Source organism: Bacillus sp. M5A3_1b (genome assembly GCF_053345335.1).
The window spans coordinates 808,680-822,882 of the sequence record NZ_JBKEZY010000001.1 but is presented as its reverse complement, the minus strand read 5'-3'; the positions used below and the strand labels follow the sequence as shown (position 1 = coordinate 822,882).

11 protein-coding genes, 1 pseudogene and 2 other annotated features (1 of these 14 running past the window's edge) are annotated in these 14,203 nt (G+C 38.1%); of the genes and pseudogenes, 9 read left to right on the top strand and 3 right to left on the bottom strand.

Going from position 1 to position 14,203, the window contains the following annotated elements:
• The first annotated feature begins 6 nt into the window (after window positions 1-6).
• The 4 genes from pheT to ACLBWW_RS04310 all read left to right on the top strand — a co-directional run bounded on the left by pheT (window position 7) and on the right by ACLBWW_RS04310 (window position 6,466).
• Window positions 7-2,427 carry a phenylalanine--tRNA ligase subunit beta gene (pheT, locus tag ACLBWW_RS04325; RefSeq protein WP_048544328.1) on the top strand — a complete coding sequence of 807 codons (2,421 nt, stop codon included), beginning with the start codon at window positions 7-9 and terminating at the stop codon, window positions 2,425-2,427.
• A gap of 143 nt (window positions 2,428-2,570) precedes the next feature.
• Window positions 2,571-2,822 (top strand) — a binding site (T-box leader).
• 52 nt (window positions 2,823-2,874) lie between these two features.
• Window positions 2,875-4,266, top strand: coding sequence for an asparagine--tRNA ligase (gene asnS, locus ACLBWW_RS04320; RefSeq protein WP_000432172.1), 1,392 nt, complete (start codon window positions 2,875-2,877; stop codon window positions 4,264-4,266).
• Between the two features lie 368 nt (window positions 4,267-4,634).
• A complete protein-coding gene (locus ACLBWW_RS04315; protein WP_098221214.1) occupies window positions 4,635-5,990 on the top strand; it encodes an RNA-guided endonuclease TnpB family protein in 1,356 nt (451 codons plus the stop codon).
• A gap of 341 nt (window positions 5,991-6,331) precedes the next feature.
• Window positions 6,332-6,466: a YuzL family protein gene (locus ACLBWW_RS04310; RefSeq protein ID WP_000039594.1), complete on the top strand. Its 135-nt coding sequence runs from the start codon at window positions 6,332-6,334 to the stop codon at window positions 6,464-6,466.
• A 44-nt stretch (window positions 6,467-6,510) separates the two neighbouring features.
• Here ACLBWW_RS04310 and ACLBWW_RS04305 read toward each other — a convergent pair.
• The 3 genes and pseudogenes from ACLBWW_RS04305 to rnhC form a co-directional block, all read right to left on the bottom strand.
• Window positions 6,511-6,741: pseudogene (locus ACLBWW_RS04305) on the bottom strand (hypothetical protein); the annotation flags it as partial.
• Between the two features lie 26 nt (window positions 6,742-6,767).
• A complete protein-coding gene (locus ACLBWW_RS04300) occupies window positions 6,768-7,037 on the bottom strand; it encodes a hypothetical protein (RefSeq protein ID WP_000925541.1) in 270 nt (89 codons plus the stop codon).
• A 116-nt stretch (window positions 7,038-7,153) separates the two neighbouring features.
• Window positions 7,154-8,089: a ribonuclease HIII gene (gene rnhC, locus ACLBWW_RS04295; RefSeq protein WP_098977624.1), complete on the bottom strand. Its 936-nt coding sequence runs from the start codon at window positions 8,087-8,089 to the stop codon at window positions 7,154-7,156.
• Between the two features lie 124 nt (window positions 8,090-8,213).
• On the opposite strand from rnhC, the gene zapA reads away from it, so the two are divergent.
• The 5 genes from zapA (at window position 8,214) to ACLBWW_RS04270 (ending at window position 14,063) form a co-directional block, all read left to right on the top strand.
• Window positions 8,214-8,483 (top strand): cell division protein ZapA, encoded by a 270-nt coding sequence (zapA, locus tag ACLBWW_RS04290; protein WP_000082701.1) that lies wholly within the window; start codon window positions 8,214-8,216, stop codon window positions 8,481-8,483.
• Between the two features lies 1 nt (window position 8,484).
• Entirely contained in the window at window positions 8,485-9,024 is a 540-nt protein-coding gene (locus ACLBWW_RS04285) for a CvpA family protein (RefSeq protein WP_000565411.1), read from the top strand.
• Between the two features lie 55 nt (window positions 9,025-9,079).
• Window positions 9,080-10,798: a DNA polymerase/3'-5' exonuclease PolX gene (gene polX, locus ACLBWW_RS04280; protein WP_048544319.1), complete on the top strand. Its 1,719-nt coding sequence runs from the start codon at window positions 9,080-9,082 to the stop codon at window positions 10,796-10,798.
• Between the two features lie 19 nt (window positions 10,799-10,817).
• The gene (locus tag ACLBWW_RS04275) at window positions 10,818-13,178 is read left to right on the top strand and encodes an endonuclease MutS2 (protein ID WP_048544317.1); all 2,361 of its coding nucleotides are present in this window, start codon (window positions 10,818-10,820) and stop codon (window positions 13,176-13,178) included.
• A gap of 195 nt (window positions 13,179-13,373) precedes the next feature.
• A complete protein-coding gene (locus tag ACLBWW_RS04270) occupies window positions 13,374-14,063 on the top strand; it encodes a 23S rRNA pseudouridine(2604) synthase RluF (protein ID WP_048544312.1) in 690 nt (229 codons plus the stop codon).
• A gap of 108 nt (window positions 14,064-14,171) precedes the next feature.
• Window positions 14,172-14,203, top strand: a binding site (T-box leader); it runs 219 nt beyond the window's last position.

Below are 14,203 nucleotides of genomic sequence, written 5' to 3'. Positions count from 1 at the left end.
ATAAGTATGTTCGTATCATATCGTTGGTTACAAGAGTATGTAGATATTAAAGATGTAACAGCACAAGAACTAGCAGACAAAATCACGAAAAGTGGTATTGAAGTAGAAGGCGTTGAAGTATTAAATAAAGGTGTAAAAGGTGTTGTAGTAGGTCACGTATTAGAATGTGAAAAACACCCAGAAGCTGATAAGTTAAGCAAATGCTTAATCGATATCGGTGAAGAAGAGCCAGTTCAAATTATTTGTGGAGCTGCTAACATTGCAAAAGGTTTAAAAGTACCAGTTGCAAAAGTTGGTGCTGTACTTCCTGGCAACTTCAAAATTAAAAAGGCAAAACTACGTGGTGAAGCTTCTCACGGTATGGTTTGTGCGCTTCAAGAGCTTGGCATTGATGGAAAGTTAGTTTCAAAAGAATATGCAGACGGTATCTTCATCTTCCCGAGTGACGCTGAAGTTGGTGCAGATGCACTTGAAATTTTAAACTTACACGATGAAGTACTTGAGCTTGGTTTAACACCAAACCGTGCAGATTGTTTAAATATGTTAGGTGTTGCATATGAAGTAGCTGCTATTTACGGCCGTGAAGTAAAACTTCCAGCTATCAGCTTACAAGAAACAGCAGAAAAAACTTCTGATTACATTTCTGTAAGTGTAGAAGCGAAAGAAGAAAACCCATTATATATTGCAAAAATGGTGAAAAACGTAAAGATTGGTCCATCACCAATGTGGATGCAAACGCGCCTTATGGCAGCTGGCATTCGTCCAATTAGCAATGTAGTTGATATTACAAACTACATTTTAATGGAATACGGTCAACCGTTACATGCATTCGATTACGATAAATTAGGTTCAAAAGAAATCGTTGTTCGTCTTGCAAAAGAAGGCGAAAAAATTGAAACGTTAGATGATCAAGAGCGTACGTTACAAAGCCACCACCTTGTAATTACAAACGGAACAAAAGCTTTAGCTGTTGCTGGTGTAATGGGCGGAGCGGATTCTGAAGTTACAAATGAGACAGTAAACGTTTTAATTGAATCTGCATACTTTGCAGGTCAAACAGTGCGCCGTACATCAAAAGACTTAGGTCTTCGCAGTGAATCAAGCGCACGTTTTGAAAAAGGAATCGATCCAACACGTACATTTGAAGCAATTCAACACGCAGCTGCTTTAATGGCGAAATACGCTGGCGGAGAAGCACTTGAAGGTGTAGTAGAAGCTGACAACTTACAAGTACAAGAGCGTACAGTATCTGTTACTGCTGAAAAAGTAAACCGTGTATTAGGTACAAATATTTCTGCAAGTGAAATGGGTACAATGTTCACAAACTTGAAATTCCCATTCACAGAAGTAGAAGGAACATTCCATGTGAATGTACCAGCACGTCGTCCTGATATTACAATTTCAGAAGACTTAGTAGAAGAAGTGGGTCGTCTATACGGTTATGACCACATTCCAGTTACATTACCTTCTGGAACAATGACTCGTGGTAAATTAACATCAGCACAAACGAAACGTCGTAAAGTACGTCGCTTCCTAGAGGGTGCTGGTTTATATGAAGCGATCACATATTCATTAACAAGCGCTGATAAAGCGAAGCAATATATGGTCGAGCCAAATGAAAAAGCTCCTGTAAACCTTGCACTTCCGATGAGTGAAGAGCGTAGCCAACTTCGTTTAAGCTTAGTACCGCAATTACTAGAAGCTGTTTCATATAATGTGGCACGTAAAAACGATAGTGTTGCTTTATACGAAGTAGGTTCTGTCTTCTTACCGACAGAAGAAGGAGAACTTCCGAAAGAAGAACAACATCTTGCTGGTGTTATGACAGGACTTGCTCTTCACCATGCATGGCAAGGTGAGAAAAAAGTAGTAGACTTCTTCGTTGTGAAAGGTGTACTAGAAGGATTATTCGACGTACTTGGCGTTGTAAACCAAATCACTTATGCACCAGCAAAACGTGAAGGTATGCACCCAGGTCGTACAGCTGACATCGTATTAGATGGCGAAGTAATTGGTTTCATCGGTCAATTGCACCCAGAAGTAGAAAAACAATTAGATGTGAAAAATACATTCGTATTCGAATTATCTCTTGTAAAAGTATTTGGTGCAGACGCAGAAGAAACTTACTACACAGCAATTCCACGTTTCCCATCTATGACACGTGATATGGCTGTTGTCGTAACGAAAGAAACAAAAGCTGGTGAAATGAAGCAAGTTATTGCTGAAGCTGGCGGAGAACTTCTGAAAGACGTAACGCTATTTGACTTATACGAAGGTGAAAAAATGGAAGAAGGCAAGAAATCACTTGCATTCTCTATGACATACTTCGATGCAGAACGTACGTTAACAGACGAAGAAGTAACAGAAGCACATAACCGTGTATTAACAACGGTAGAAGAGAAGTTTGGTGCGGAGTTACGTAAGTAATGAGAAATTGCCGGATTAAGTCCGGCAATTTTTTTTATGGCACGATTGTCGGAAAATCGATATATTACAAAAATCGCTGATATATTTTTTGGTATCTTGCATCTTTCTCTCGAATGTAGTACATTAATTTTAGTTTAACAAAATGAAAGACGATGATAAGGAAAAGTAGTATATACTATAATCCAAAGCGAGTCAGGGACGGTGAGAGCCTGATGAGGCGGTATATGTGAAGAACACCTTGGAGTTGCTAACCGAAATTGAATCTTGTATTCAAGAGTAGACTTAGACGGGAATCCGGCCTGTTACAAACCGGGAAGTATGTATTACATACGAGTTAAAGTTGGTCTTTATGACAAATTGGGTGGTACCGCGAAGTTTAACCTTTCGTCCCTTTATGGATGAAAGGTTTTTTTGTATTTAAATATATGTGCAAAGGAGAATTTCACTATGGAAAACACATTAGTAAAAAGTCTGTATAGAGATACAGATAAATACGCAGGTCAAACAGTACAAGTATCAGGGTGGATTCGTAACTTACGTGATTCAAAAGCATTTGGTTTCATCGAATTAAACGACGGTAGCTTCTTCAAAAGCGTTCAAATCGTTTTCGATACAGAGTTAGAAAACTTCAAAGAAATTGCAAAACTTCCACTTAGCTCTTCAGTTAAAGTAGAAGGTACAGTAATTGCAACGCCTGGAGCGAAGCAACCATTTGAAATTAAAGCAGAAAAAATTGATATCGAGGGCTTATCAGATTCTGATTACCCACTTCAAAAGAAACGTCACACGTTTGAATACTTACGTACAATCGCTCACTTACGTCCAAGAACAAATGCATTCTCTGCAACGTTCCGTGTACGTTCTGTCGCAGCATTTGCGATTCACCAGTTCTTCCAAGAGCGTGGATTCGTACATGTTCATACACCAATCATCACTGGTAGTGATACAGAAGGTGCAGGCGAAATGTTCCGCGTAACAACGCAAGATTTAAACAACGTACCAAAAGGCGAAGACGGACAAGTTGATGAATCAAAAGACTTCTTCGGCAAAGAAACAAACTTAACAGTAAGTGGACAGCTGAACGCTGAAGCTTATGCATTAGCATTCCGTGACGTATACACATTCGGACCTACATTCCGTGCAGAAAACTCAAACACAACTCGCCACGCTGCTGAGTTCTGGATGGTTGAGCCGGAGATTGCATTCGCTGAATTAGGTGATGTAATGGATCTTACAGAAGATATGCTGAAATATGCAATGAAATACGTACTAGAGCATGCACCAGAAGAAATGGAATTCTTCAACAGCTTCGTTGATAAAACAGTTCTAGAGCGCATGAACAACGTAATCAACTCGGACTTCGGTCGTATCACATATACAGAAGCAATTAAAGTGCTTCAAGAGTCAGGTGCTGACTTCAAATACCCAGTAGAATGGGGTATTGACTTACAAACAGAGCACGAAAGATACTTATCAGAAGAAATCTTCAAACGCCCTGTATTCGTAACTGACTATCCGAAAGACATTAAAGCGTTCTACATGCGTATGAATGAAGATGGAAAAACAGTAGCTGCTACTGACCTTCTAGTTCCTGGTATCGGCGAATTAATCGGCGGAAGCCAACGTGAAGAAAGAATGGACGTTTTAGTAGACAGAATTAAAGAATTAGGTATGAACGAAGAGGACTACTGGTGGTACTTAGAACTTAGAAAATACGGCGGTACAAAACACGCTGGATTCGGTCTAGGTTTTGAGCGCTTCTTAATGTACATCACTGGCATGGCTAACATCCGTGACGTAATTCCATTCCCAAGAACTCCAGGTTCTTCTGAGTTTTAAGATATGAAAAAGCGAGAGGGTTTCCTCTCGCTTTTTTCCTTTTCGGCAAGAAGACTCCATCTGATTTGTGTTACGGGTGAAATCCAACAATTCAGGTGGAGATGAATTGCCGTCAGAAGGTAGGCTGAACTCTTTTGTTTCGTTCATAACAATTTTTCGATAGCGAATATTTGTTTCTTTTTGTCTTACGATATAATCTGCGTAGATAAGGAGGGAATAGATTGTAAGACAACGAAATTGGATAATGATCATCATTCAGCTACTTGAGCCAAAAGGAATTAAGATGAAGAACATGTTCGCATTTTGTTCCAAATATTGATTTGTCAAAAATAATTTTAATGAACTCTCTAAGATAGGTGGTGAAAACAATGGCTAGAAAGAAAGCAGTGAAAGTATTACGAAAACAAAAGAAAAGAGAAAGCATACAACGATTCACTCAGAAACAGAATATCGGAAGAGCGTGCCTTACTGCAAAAGAATTTCGCTTACTTCAGCGTATGTCACATAGTTCAAAAGCTTTGCGAAATGTTGGATTGTACACGATTAAACAAAGTTACTTGAATAATAAAAAGATGGCTACTGTAAAAGAAGTGGACACTGCCATGCAAACCGATACAAACTACTGGGGCATGCAATCAAACTCTGTTCAAGCGATTCGTAGAGCCTTATTTACAGAAGTAAAAAGCTTTTTTAAGGCATTGGAACAGTGGAAGAAAAAAAATGAAACCTTCACAGGTCGTCCTAAGTTTCCGAATTATTCTCGTTCCACTGACAAACGAATTATTGAAATCTATCAAGTTCCAAAAGTTGATGATAACGGGTATTGGATGATTCCGATGAATGTTGCATTCAGAAAAAAATTCGGTTCCATTAAAATACGTATGCCAAAAAACTTAAGAAATAAAAAAATCTCCTACATTGAGATTGTACCGAAGCAAAAAGGTCGGTTCTTTGAGGTGCATTATACATATGAAATGCACGTTTCTCAAATGAAGAAACCATCCACGACTACTAGTAACGCTTTGAGTTGCGATTTAGGTGTAGACAGATTAGTAAGTTGCATAACAAATACAGGTGATGCATTTTTAATTGATGGAAAAAAACTAAAATCCATTAACCAATACTTCAACAAAATGATACGTAATCTGCAACTAAAAAATAGGGAAAATGGACTTTCAAAACGTGTTGTAACGAATCAAATGGCTGCACTTTGGCATAAACGAGAACGACAAATACATGGTTACATTTCACAAACTGTAGGCCTGTTGTTCAAAAAAGTGAGAGCATGCAACATAGATACGATTGTCGTAGGGTATAACGCTGGTTGGAAACAAAAATCTGATATGGGAAAAAAGAATAATCAAACATTTGTTCAAATCCCATTTCATAAACTGATGGCAGCGATTGAGAATAAATGTGTAAAAGAAGGTATCCGATTTTTAAAACAAGAAGAAAGCTATACTTCAAAAGCTAGTTTTCTGGATAAAGATAGGGTTCCAGTTTGGTCTAAGGATGATAGGACTCAGTATCGCTTTAGTGGCAAACGAATCACTCGTGGTCTGTACCAAAGTAAAGCAGGAACATGTATCCATGCTGATATTAATGGTGCATTGAATACATTGGAAAAATCAAAAGTTGTAGAATTGGATGAAAATCTTAAAGTGAAAACGCCGGTTCTATTAGAAGTGCAAAAACGTAAGGCTGTTGCTTCGCGCATAGCTTAGTGGGTGCGTCAACCATCCATGTGTACTCGACTTGTCGGGGCTTGTAGCACACGCCAGATTCATCTGAGTGGTGGCTTCTTCTGGAAGGAAGAATTGCTCTTTTTCGAAAGGGTGGTGCAAGTGGGAAAACAATAGTTCGTTGCCAGTACCAACCAAAAACTTACTTGGGGTGTTACCATAAGGTGGCATGAATGCTAGAGCGTCAAACTGTCTAGCGATAGACGAAAAGACCTAGCATTCTAACTCAAGCCCTCACTGAAACGCTTTATCTCAGTGGGGGGAGTTGACTTTGCATAGTTTATTACCTCGTAGCAAAAAGTAACGCGAAGGGGTGAATATAAATGAGTAAAAAAGTGAAAAAAGATCATTCAAGATCAAGCCTTGGTTCTCCAGAAGTAGAAGGACAAGGAACGACGACACATGAAACAGGTTCTCATAAAGTATCTTCATCAAATAAGAAGCAGAAAAGAAGTTAACATAAAAAAGGAGAGTCTTGGCGGCTCTCCTTTTTTTATATGTATTACACCTTATTATCATTAATCTCTTTTGTAATTTTATTTACATCTTTGTTTAATCGATCTAAATAGAAAAACTACAGTAAGCTCATGAGCACGTAATAGATGGCCATCACACCAAGATTATCAGATATATTTTCGAATGTGGATTTAGAAGTGAAAAAAGCTCCCCAAATGGTAGAAATAGTGAGGTAAGAAAGTGGGCCTACGAGGTGTACGAAAACATATAATAACTTTTAAAGCGTTCATATGAATTCCCTCCTTATGTAAACAATCTTTTTCTTCTAATCATACATTCAAGTTCCTCACAGAAGTGTTGTAGTTTTGCTGGATTATGTATTAACAAGCGGGCATCGTGTTTCCCGATAAATCTTCGAATCCGAAAGTTTAATAAGAAAGATCGGCCATAACGCTCTATTAAATCGTTGAACTCTCGTTGTTCACTTAGTAGCTGAATGTTTTCTCTAATTTCAAACTGTCTTTCGTGTGGATCGCCTAGTAAAATATTTAGAATCATTTGTAGAAGTAGCAATGGGAATCTCCTCCCATATTAGAATAATCTGTATATTTTAATTGTAACAAAAATAAAAGGTTAATAGTAGAGTGAAACAAAAAACAGGAGTTTGTAGGCTCCTGTTTTTGTCGATACTATTTTAGTAAGCGAAGCGCCTTCTCCCTATTAGCAAAATGCATTTTCACAAATTCAGGTAATCGTTCTTCACCAAGTTTCTGAATTAATTTAGCGGCAGCGATATCAACTTGTTTACCAGCACCCTTTGGAAGGGGCATACCAGCTTTTTTACTTAGTTCGTCAAATTGTTTCACGAATGAGTAACGAGCTAAAATGGAGGCAGCGGCTACTGCTAAATGGACACTTTCGCCTTTCGTCGCGAAGTAAACATTTTCACGTTGTACCAGCTTTTGTTTTGCTAAATATTTGTAGTATGTATCAGGTTGTGTGAATTGGTCGATTAAGACGCCTTCAGGTTTTGTAGGTGCCATTTTAGCTAATAAGTTTGTAATAGCCTTATTGTGTAGTAAAGCTTTTAACTTACCTTGGTTGTTTCCTTTATCAAATAGCTCGTTATATTTTTCGTTATGAAGGACAAGAGAGCTATAAGGAACAACGTGTAGAAGTTGTTTTGCAATGGCGGTAATTTGATCGTCATTTAAGTTTTTAGAGTCTTTTACACCAAGTTCTTTTAGTAGTGGAATTTGCTTCGCATCCACATATACAGCAACTACTGTCATCGGTCCGAAGAAATCACCAGTACCAACTTCATCTGACCCTACGATAGACATTGTACCGATGGAAGCAGGGGGTGCATAACGGTGTGAATCGACAGATTTTTTTACAGCTGTTTTCGGTGTTTGAGAGACAGTTTGCCAACGAGAAGCTTCTGCTTCAGCACGGCCACCTTGGAACATTACTTTTCCAGATTTATACGCTGTAATGGTGCAAGACGGCACCTTTGCCATGAAGATTCCGCCTTGTGGGGTTTTTGGGCTAAGTGCCTGTTTGTATTGTTGTTTCATGTCTTCAATTACTGTAGAATTTGTTTGAATTACGATAGAATTTGACATAGTGGTCGCCCCTTTTTTTATATTGTTATTTTTATCATATCGGATTGTTCTTTCTGTTTCCATAATATGATGGTTCATGGTATGATAAACTTTAGGATTCTGTACGTGATTGGAGGCCGGTGAGTTGTCACAACAAAAGGGAAAGAAAAGTCGAATTAATGTAGAAATCTATGGTCAACAATATTCAGTTGTTGGCGATGAAAGTACAAGTCATATCCGCATGGTAGCAGCGATTGTGGATGATAAAATGCGCGAACTCAATGCCAAGAATCCTTCGCTTGACACGAGTAGACTAGCGGTATTGACGGCGGTAAACGTCATACACGATTACATAAAATTAAAAGAAGAACATGAGAAATTGAAAGAAAGTATGACAAAAAAAGGAATGGAATAACATGATTGATATTATTATCATTTTACTGCTTGTTATGGGATTTTTCCTCGGCTTACGCAGAGGGTTTATTCTGCAACTTGTAAAGTTAACAAGCTTTATTATCGCATACCTTGTTGCATACTGGTACTGTAAAGATTTAGCGCCAGCACTTGCGAAATTTATTCCGTATCCATTTGATAAAAACGTGTCTGTTCCAGAATGGATTGATGCAAATAATATTGAGACAGTATTTTATCAAGCGCTTGCGTTTATCATATTGTTTATTATTACAAAAATTGCACTTTCATTACTTGGTAATTTGTTAAATATGTTTGCAGAAATACCGGTTTTAAAGCAAGTCAATGCGTTTGCGGGGGCAATCCTCGGATTTTTAGAAGTATATATTATTTTGTTTGTTTTAATTATCGTTGGAAACATTCTTCCAATTGAACAAATACAAACACCATTACAAAAATCATCAATTAGCAAAATAATTGTAGACGATACACCGATTCTCTCTGAAAAGGTGAAGGAACTATGGCAGACAGGTAGCAGAGTATAACTTCTCTTTTTTCGGAAAGAGGAGTTTTTTTCTATGAAAGAAAGGCGGGGTAATGATGAAAGTAAATAAAAAACAAGTTATTAAATTACTAGAGACAATTGGGCTTTTTATGGAACTAAAGGGCGCGAATCCATTTAAAATATCTGCATTTCGTAAGGCGGCGGCAGCATTAGAAAGTGATGATCGTAGTCTTTCTGAGATTGAAGATTTCACGAAGATTCCGGGCATTGGAAAAGGAACAGCAGCAGTTATTCAAGAATATATAGAATCGGGAACATCTGAAGTATTACAAGAGCTTGAAAAAGAAGTGCCAAGTAGCTTATTACCGTTATTAAAATTACCAGGCCTTGGTGGTAAAAAGGTAGCTAAGTTATATAAAGAACTTGGTGTTGTTGATATGGAATCGCTAAAAGCGGTTTGTGAGGAAAATAAAGTACAAGCTTTAGCAGGTTTCGGTAAGAAGACAGAAGAGAAAATATTAGAAGCAATCGATCAAGTAGGCTCTCGTCCAGAGCGTTTACCAATCGCAATGGTATTACCTATTGCCGGGGAAATAGAGGAGAAATTGTCGAATATTGCTGAAGTAATTCGTTTCTCTCGCGCTGGTAGTTTGCGCCGAGTTCGTGAAACAGTGAAAGATTTAGACTTTATCATTGCAACGTCAGAACCAGCTACAGTACGTGAGCATTTACTGCAATTCGATAATATGATTGAAGTAATCGCAAGTGGAGATACGAAAGTTTCTGTTCGTCTTCAATATGAATATGATATTTCAATCGATTTCCGTTTAGTAAAACCTGAAGAATTTATTACAACTCTTCATCATTTCACAGGATCAAAAGACCATAACGTAAAAATGCGCCAAATCGCGAAAGATAGAGGCGAGAAAATTAGTGAGTACGGTGTAGAAAGCTTAGAAACAGGTGAAGTGAGAACATTTGAAACAGAAGAGGAGTTCTTCGCTCATTTCGGTCTTCCATTTATCCCACCAGAAGTGCGTGAAGATGGAAAAGAAATTGAATTAATTAAAGAGTATCCGAACTTAATTCAGTTCTCTGACATACAAGGTGATTTACATATGCATACAACATGGAGTGATGGTGCTTTTTCCATTGAAGAGATGGTACAAGCGTGCCGTGCTCGTGGATATAAGTTTATGGCGATTACTGATCACTCACAATACTTGAAAGTAGCGAACGGTTTAACGAAAGAGCGCCTTCGTGAACAAGCGAAAGAAATTGAACGTATGAACGAAAAGTATCCAGACATTACAATTTTACGCGGAATTGAAATGGACATTTTACCAGATGCAACACTTGATTTTGATGATGAAGTATTAGCAGAATTAGATTATGTCATTGGAGCGATTCACTCTAGCTTCTCACAAGACCGTGAAACGATTATGAAACGTCTTCGTGCTGCGCTGGAGAATAAGCATGTCACAATGATTGCCCATCCGACAGGACGCCTTCTTGGGCGTCGTGAGGGTTACGATGTAGATACAGATTTATTAATTGAACTCGCAAAAGAGACAAATACAGTTTTAGAATTAAATGCGAATCCAAATCGTCTAGATTTAAGCGCGAAATTATTAAAACAAGCACAGGATGCTGGTGTAAAAGTAGCGATTAATACGGATGCTCATACGCTTGAAATGTTAGAAGATATGGAAACAGGTGTAGCCGCAGCACGTAAAGGTTGGATTCAAAAAGATAACGTGATTAACACGTGGGATATCGAACGTTTATTAGACTATATTAAACGTAATAAGTAACACAAGGGGGACCTGCAACATGTTAGAAAGAACGTTGCGTGTATTAGAATACAATAAAGTAAAAGAACAATTACTTGAACATACAGCCTCTTCACTTGGCCGTGACAAAGTGAAGCATTTAGTGCCAAGCACTGATTTTGAAGAAATTGTAGAAATGCAAGATACAACAGATGAAGCAGCGAAAGTCATTCGTTTAAAAGGTAGTGCACCATTAGGTGGTATTACGGATATTCGCTCAAATGTGAAGCGTGCAAAGATTGGAAGTATGTTAAGCCCGAATGAACTACTTGATATTGCCAATACGATGTATGGTAGTCGCAATATGAAACGTTTCATTGAAGATATGGTTGATAATGGTGTCGAGCTTCCAATTTTAGAAACTCATGTCGCTCAAATTGTATCTTTATATGATTTAGAAAAGAAAATTACAAATTGTATCGGTGATGGCGGTGAAGTAGTCGATAGCGCAAGTGATAAACTGCGTGGTATTCGTACTCAAATTCGTACTGCGGAAAGTCGTATTCGTGAAAAGTTAGAAAATATGACGCGTTCTTCCAACGCGCAAAAGATGCTGTCTGACGCGATTGTAACGATTCGTAACGAACGTTACGTAATCCCAGTAAAACAAGAATACCGCGGTGTATATGGCGGTATTGTCCACGATCAATCAGCTTCTGGGCAAACGTTATTTATTGAACCACAAGTCATTGTAGAGTTAAATAACGCGCTTCAAGAAGCACGAGTGAAAGAAAAACAAGAAATCGAACGCATTTTATTGATGTTAACAGAAGAAGTGGCAGTAGAAGCAGATATCGTTTTATCTAACGTAGAAGTAGTTGCGAATCTTGACTTTATTTTTGCGAAAGCTTTTTATGGGAAGCGTATAAAAGCAACGAAACCAATCGTAAATAACGAGCGTTATATGGATTTAAGACAAGCACGTCATCCGCTTATTGATCCAGAAATTATCGTGCCAAATAACATTATGTTAGGTAAAGATTTCACGACAATTGTTATTACAGGGCCGAATACAGGTGGTAAAACAGTTACGCTGAAAACAGTTGGTATTTGTGTATTAATGGCGCAATCTGGCCTTCACATTCCAGTAATGGATGAGTCAGAGATTTGTGTATTTAAAAATATCTTTGCCGATATCGGTGATGAGCAATCGATTGAACAAAGTTTAAGTACGTTCTCCTCACATATGGTGAATATTGTTGATATTTTAGAAAAAGCTGATTTTGAAAGCTTAGTTTTATTTGATGAATTAGGTGCTGGAACAGACCCGCAAGAAGGGGCTGCATTAGCAATTTCAATTTTAGATGAAGTATGTAATCGTGGTGCTCGCGTTGTTGCTACGACGCATTACCCAGAATTAAAAGCATACGGATATAACCGTGAGAAAGTTATTAATGCGAGCGTTGAGTTCGACGTGAACACATTAAGCCCAACGTATAAATTATTAATCGGTGTACCAGGACGTAGTAATGCCTTTGAAATTTCGAAGCGCCTTGGACTATCTGATCGCGTGATTGATCAAGCTCGTAACCACATTAGTACAGATACAAACAAAATTGAAAATATGATTGCGAAGTTAGAAGAAAGTCAAAAGAATGCAGAGCGTGACTGGAACGAAGCAGAAGCACTTCGCAAGCAATCTGAAAAACTACATCGCGAATTACAGCGTCAAATTATTGAATTTAATGATGAGCGCGATGAAAAATTATTAAAAGCGCAAAAAGAAGGGGAAGAAAAAGTCGAAGCTGCAAAGAAAGAAGCAGAAGGTATTATTCAAGAACTTCGTCAATTGCGTAAAGCACAGCTTATAAACGTGAAAGACCATGAGCTTATTGAAGCGAAGAGCCGTCTAGAAGGTGCGGCGCCAGAGCTTGTGAAGAAACAAAAAGTAAACGTGAAAAACACAGCGCCAAAACAACAATTACGCGCAGGTGATGAAGTAAAAGTGTTAACGTTTGGTCAAAAAGGTCAATTGCTTGAAAAAGTAAGTGATACAGAGTGGAGCGTACAAATTGGTATTCTGAAGATGAAAGTGAAAGAATCCAATATGGAATACATTAATACACCGAAGCAAACTGAGAAAAAAGCAGTCGCAAGTGTGAAGGGTAGAGATTATCACGTTTCGTTAGAGCTCGATCTTCGCGGTGAACGTTATGAAGATGCAATGATGCGCGTTGAAAAATATTTAGACGATGCACAGCTTGCAAGCTATCCTCGCGTATCAATTATTCACGGTAAAGGAACAGGAGCGCTTCGCCAAGGTGTACAAGATTACTTGAAGAAGCACCGCGGCGTGAAGAATTACCGTTACGGTGACATGGGCGAGGGAGGCCTAGGCGTAACAGTTGTCGAATTAAAATAGAAAACAACGAAACAAAGGGGAAACCATTATATGTTTATGGACAAACTTGCAAAAGTATTGTTAGCTTGTTGTGGAATATTTTTGGTGATTGGGGTTATTTATTTAGTTGTTTTTGCGAAGTAAAAGAGCGTCAATCGTGGCAGAGTGATATTGCCATAGATTGACGCTTTTAATATATAGGAAAAGGAATAAGCTATGAAAATCAACCAATACATAAGCGAAGCAAAATCCTGTTCAAGACGTGAAACAGACCGTCTCATTAAAGCAGGACGCGTGGCTATTAACGGCGAAATATGTACGCACGGTGCACTCGTGAGCGATGGTGATGTGGTAACGATTGATGGACAGGTTATTGCAAAAGAAGAGAAGGAAAAGGTGTATATTGCCTTTCATAAACCAATCGGAATTACTTGTACAGCAGCCGATCATATTGAAGATAATATTATTGATTATATTAATTATCCAGAACGAATTTTTCCTGTGGGACGATTAGATAAAGCATCGGAAGGACTTATTTTATTAACGAATGATGGCGCCATTGCCCATCAAATTTTACACGGAGATCATGAACATGAGAAAGAATATATTGTTACAGTTGATAAGCCGTTTACAGGTTGGTTTATTGATAAGATGGCCAGCGGTGTAAAGATTAAAGATGGAATGACGAAGCCTTGTAAAGTGACGAGAGTGGATCAATCTACATTTCGCATCGTTTTAACGCAAGGAATGAACAGACAAATTCGTAGAATGAGCCGTGCTTTCGGATTTACTGTAACAAAGCTAAAGCGGGTTCGTATTCTGAATATAGAGCTAGACGATCTTGAAGTGGGAAAATGGCGGAGCGTTACATCTGAGGAATTAGACATTTTAATAAATCAGTTATAGGGAGGAAAAATTTTCTCCCTATATTTTTTTGTCAGAAAAAATAAAACTATTGATTTTTTAAAAAATAGCCCATATAATAAAAAACAACAAGTTTCGACAAGATATTTTATAAAAGTAATGATGAGGACATGAGTTGTTTT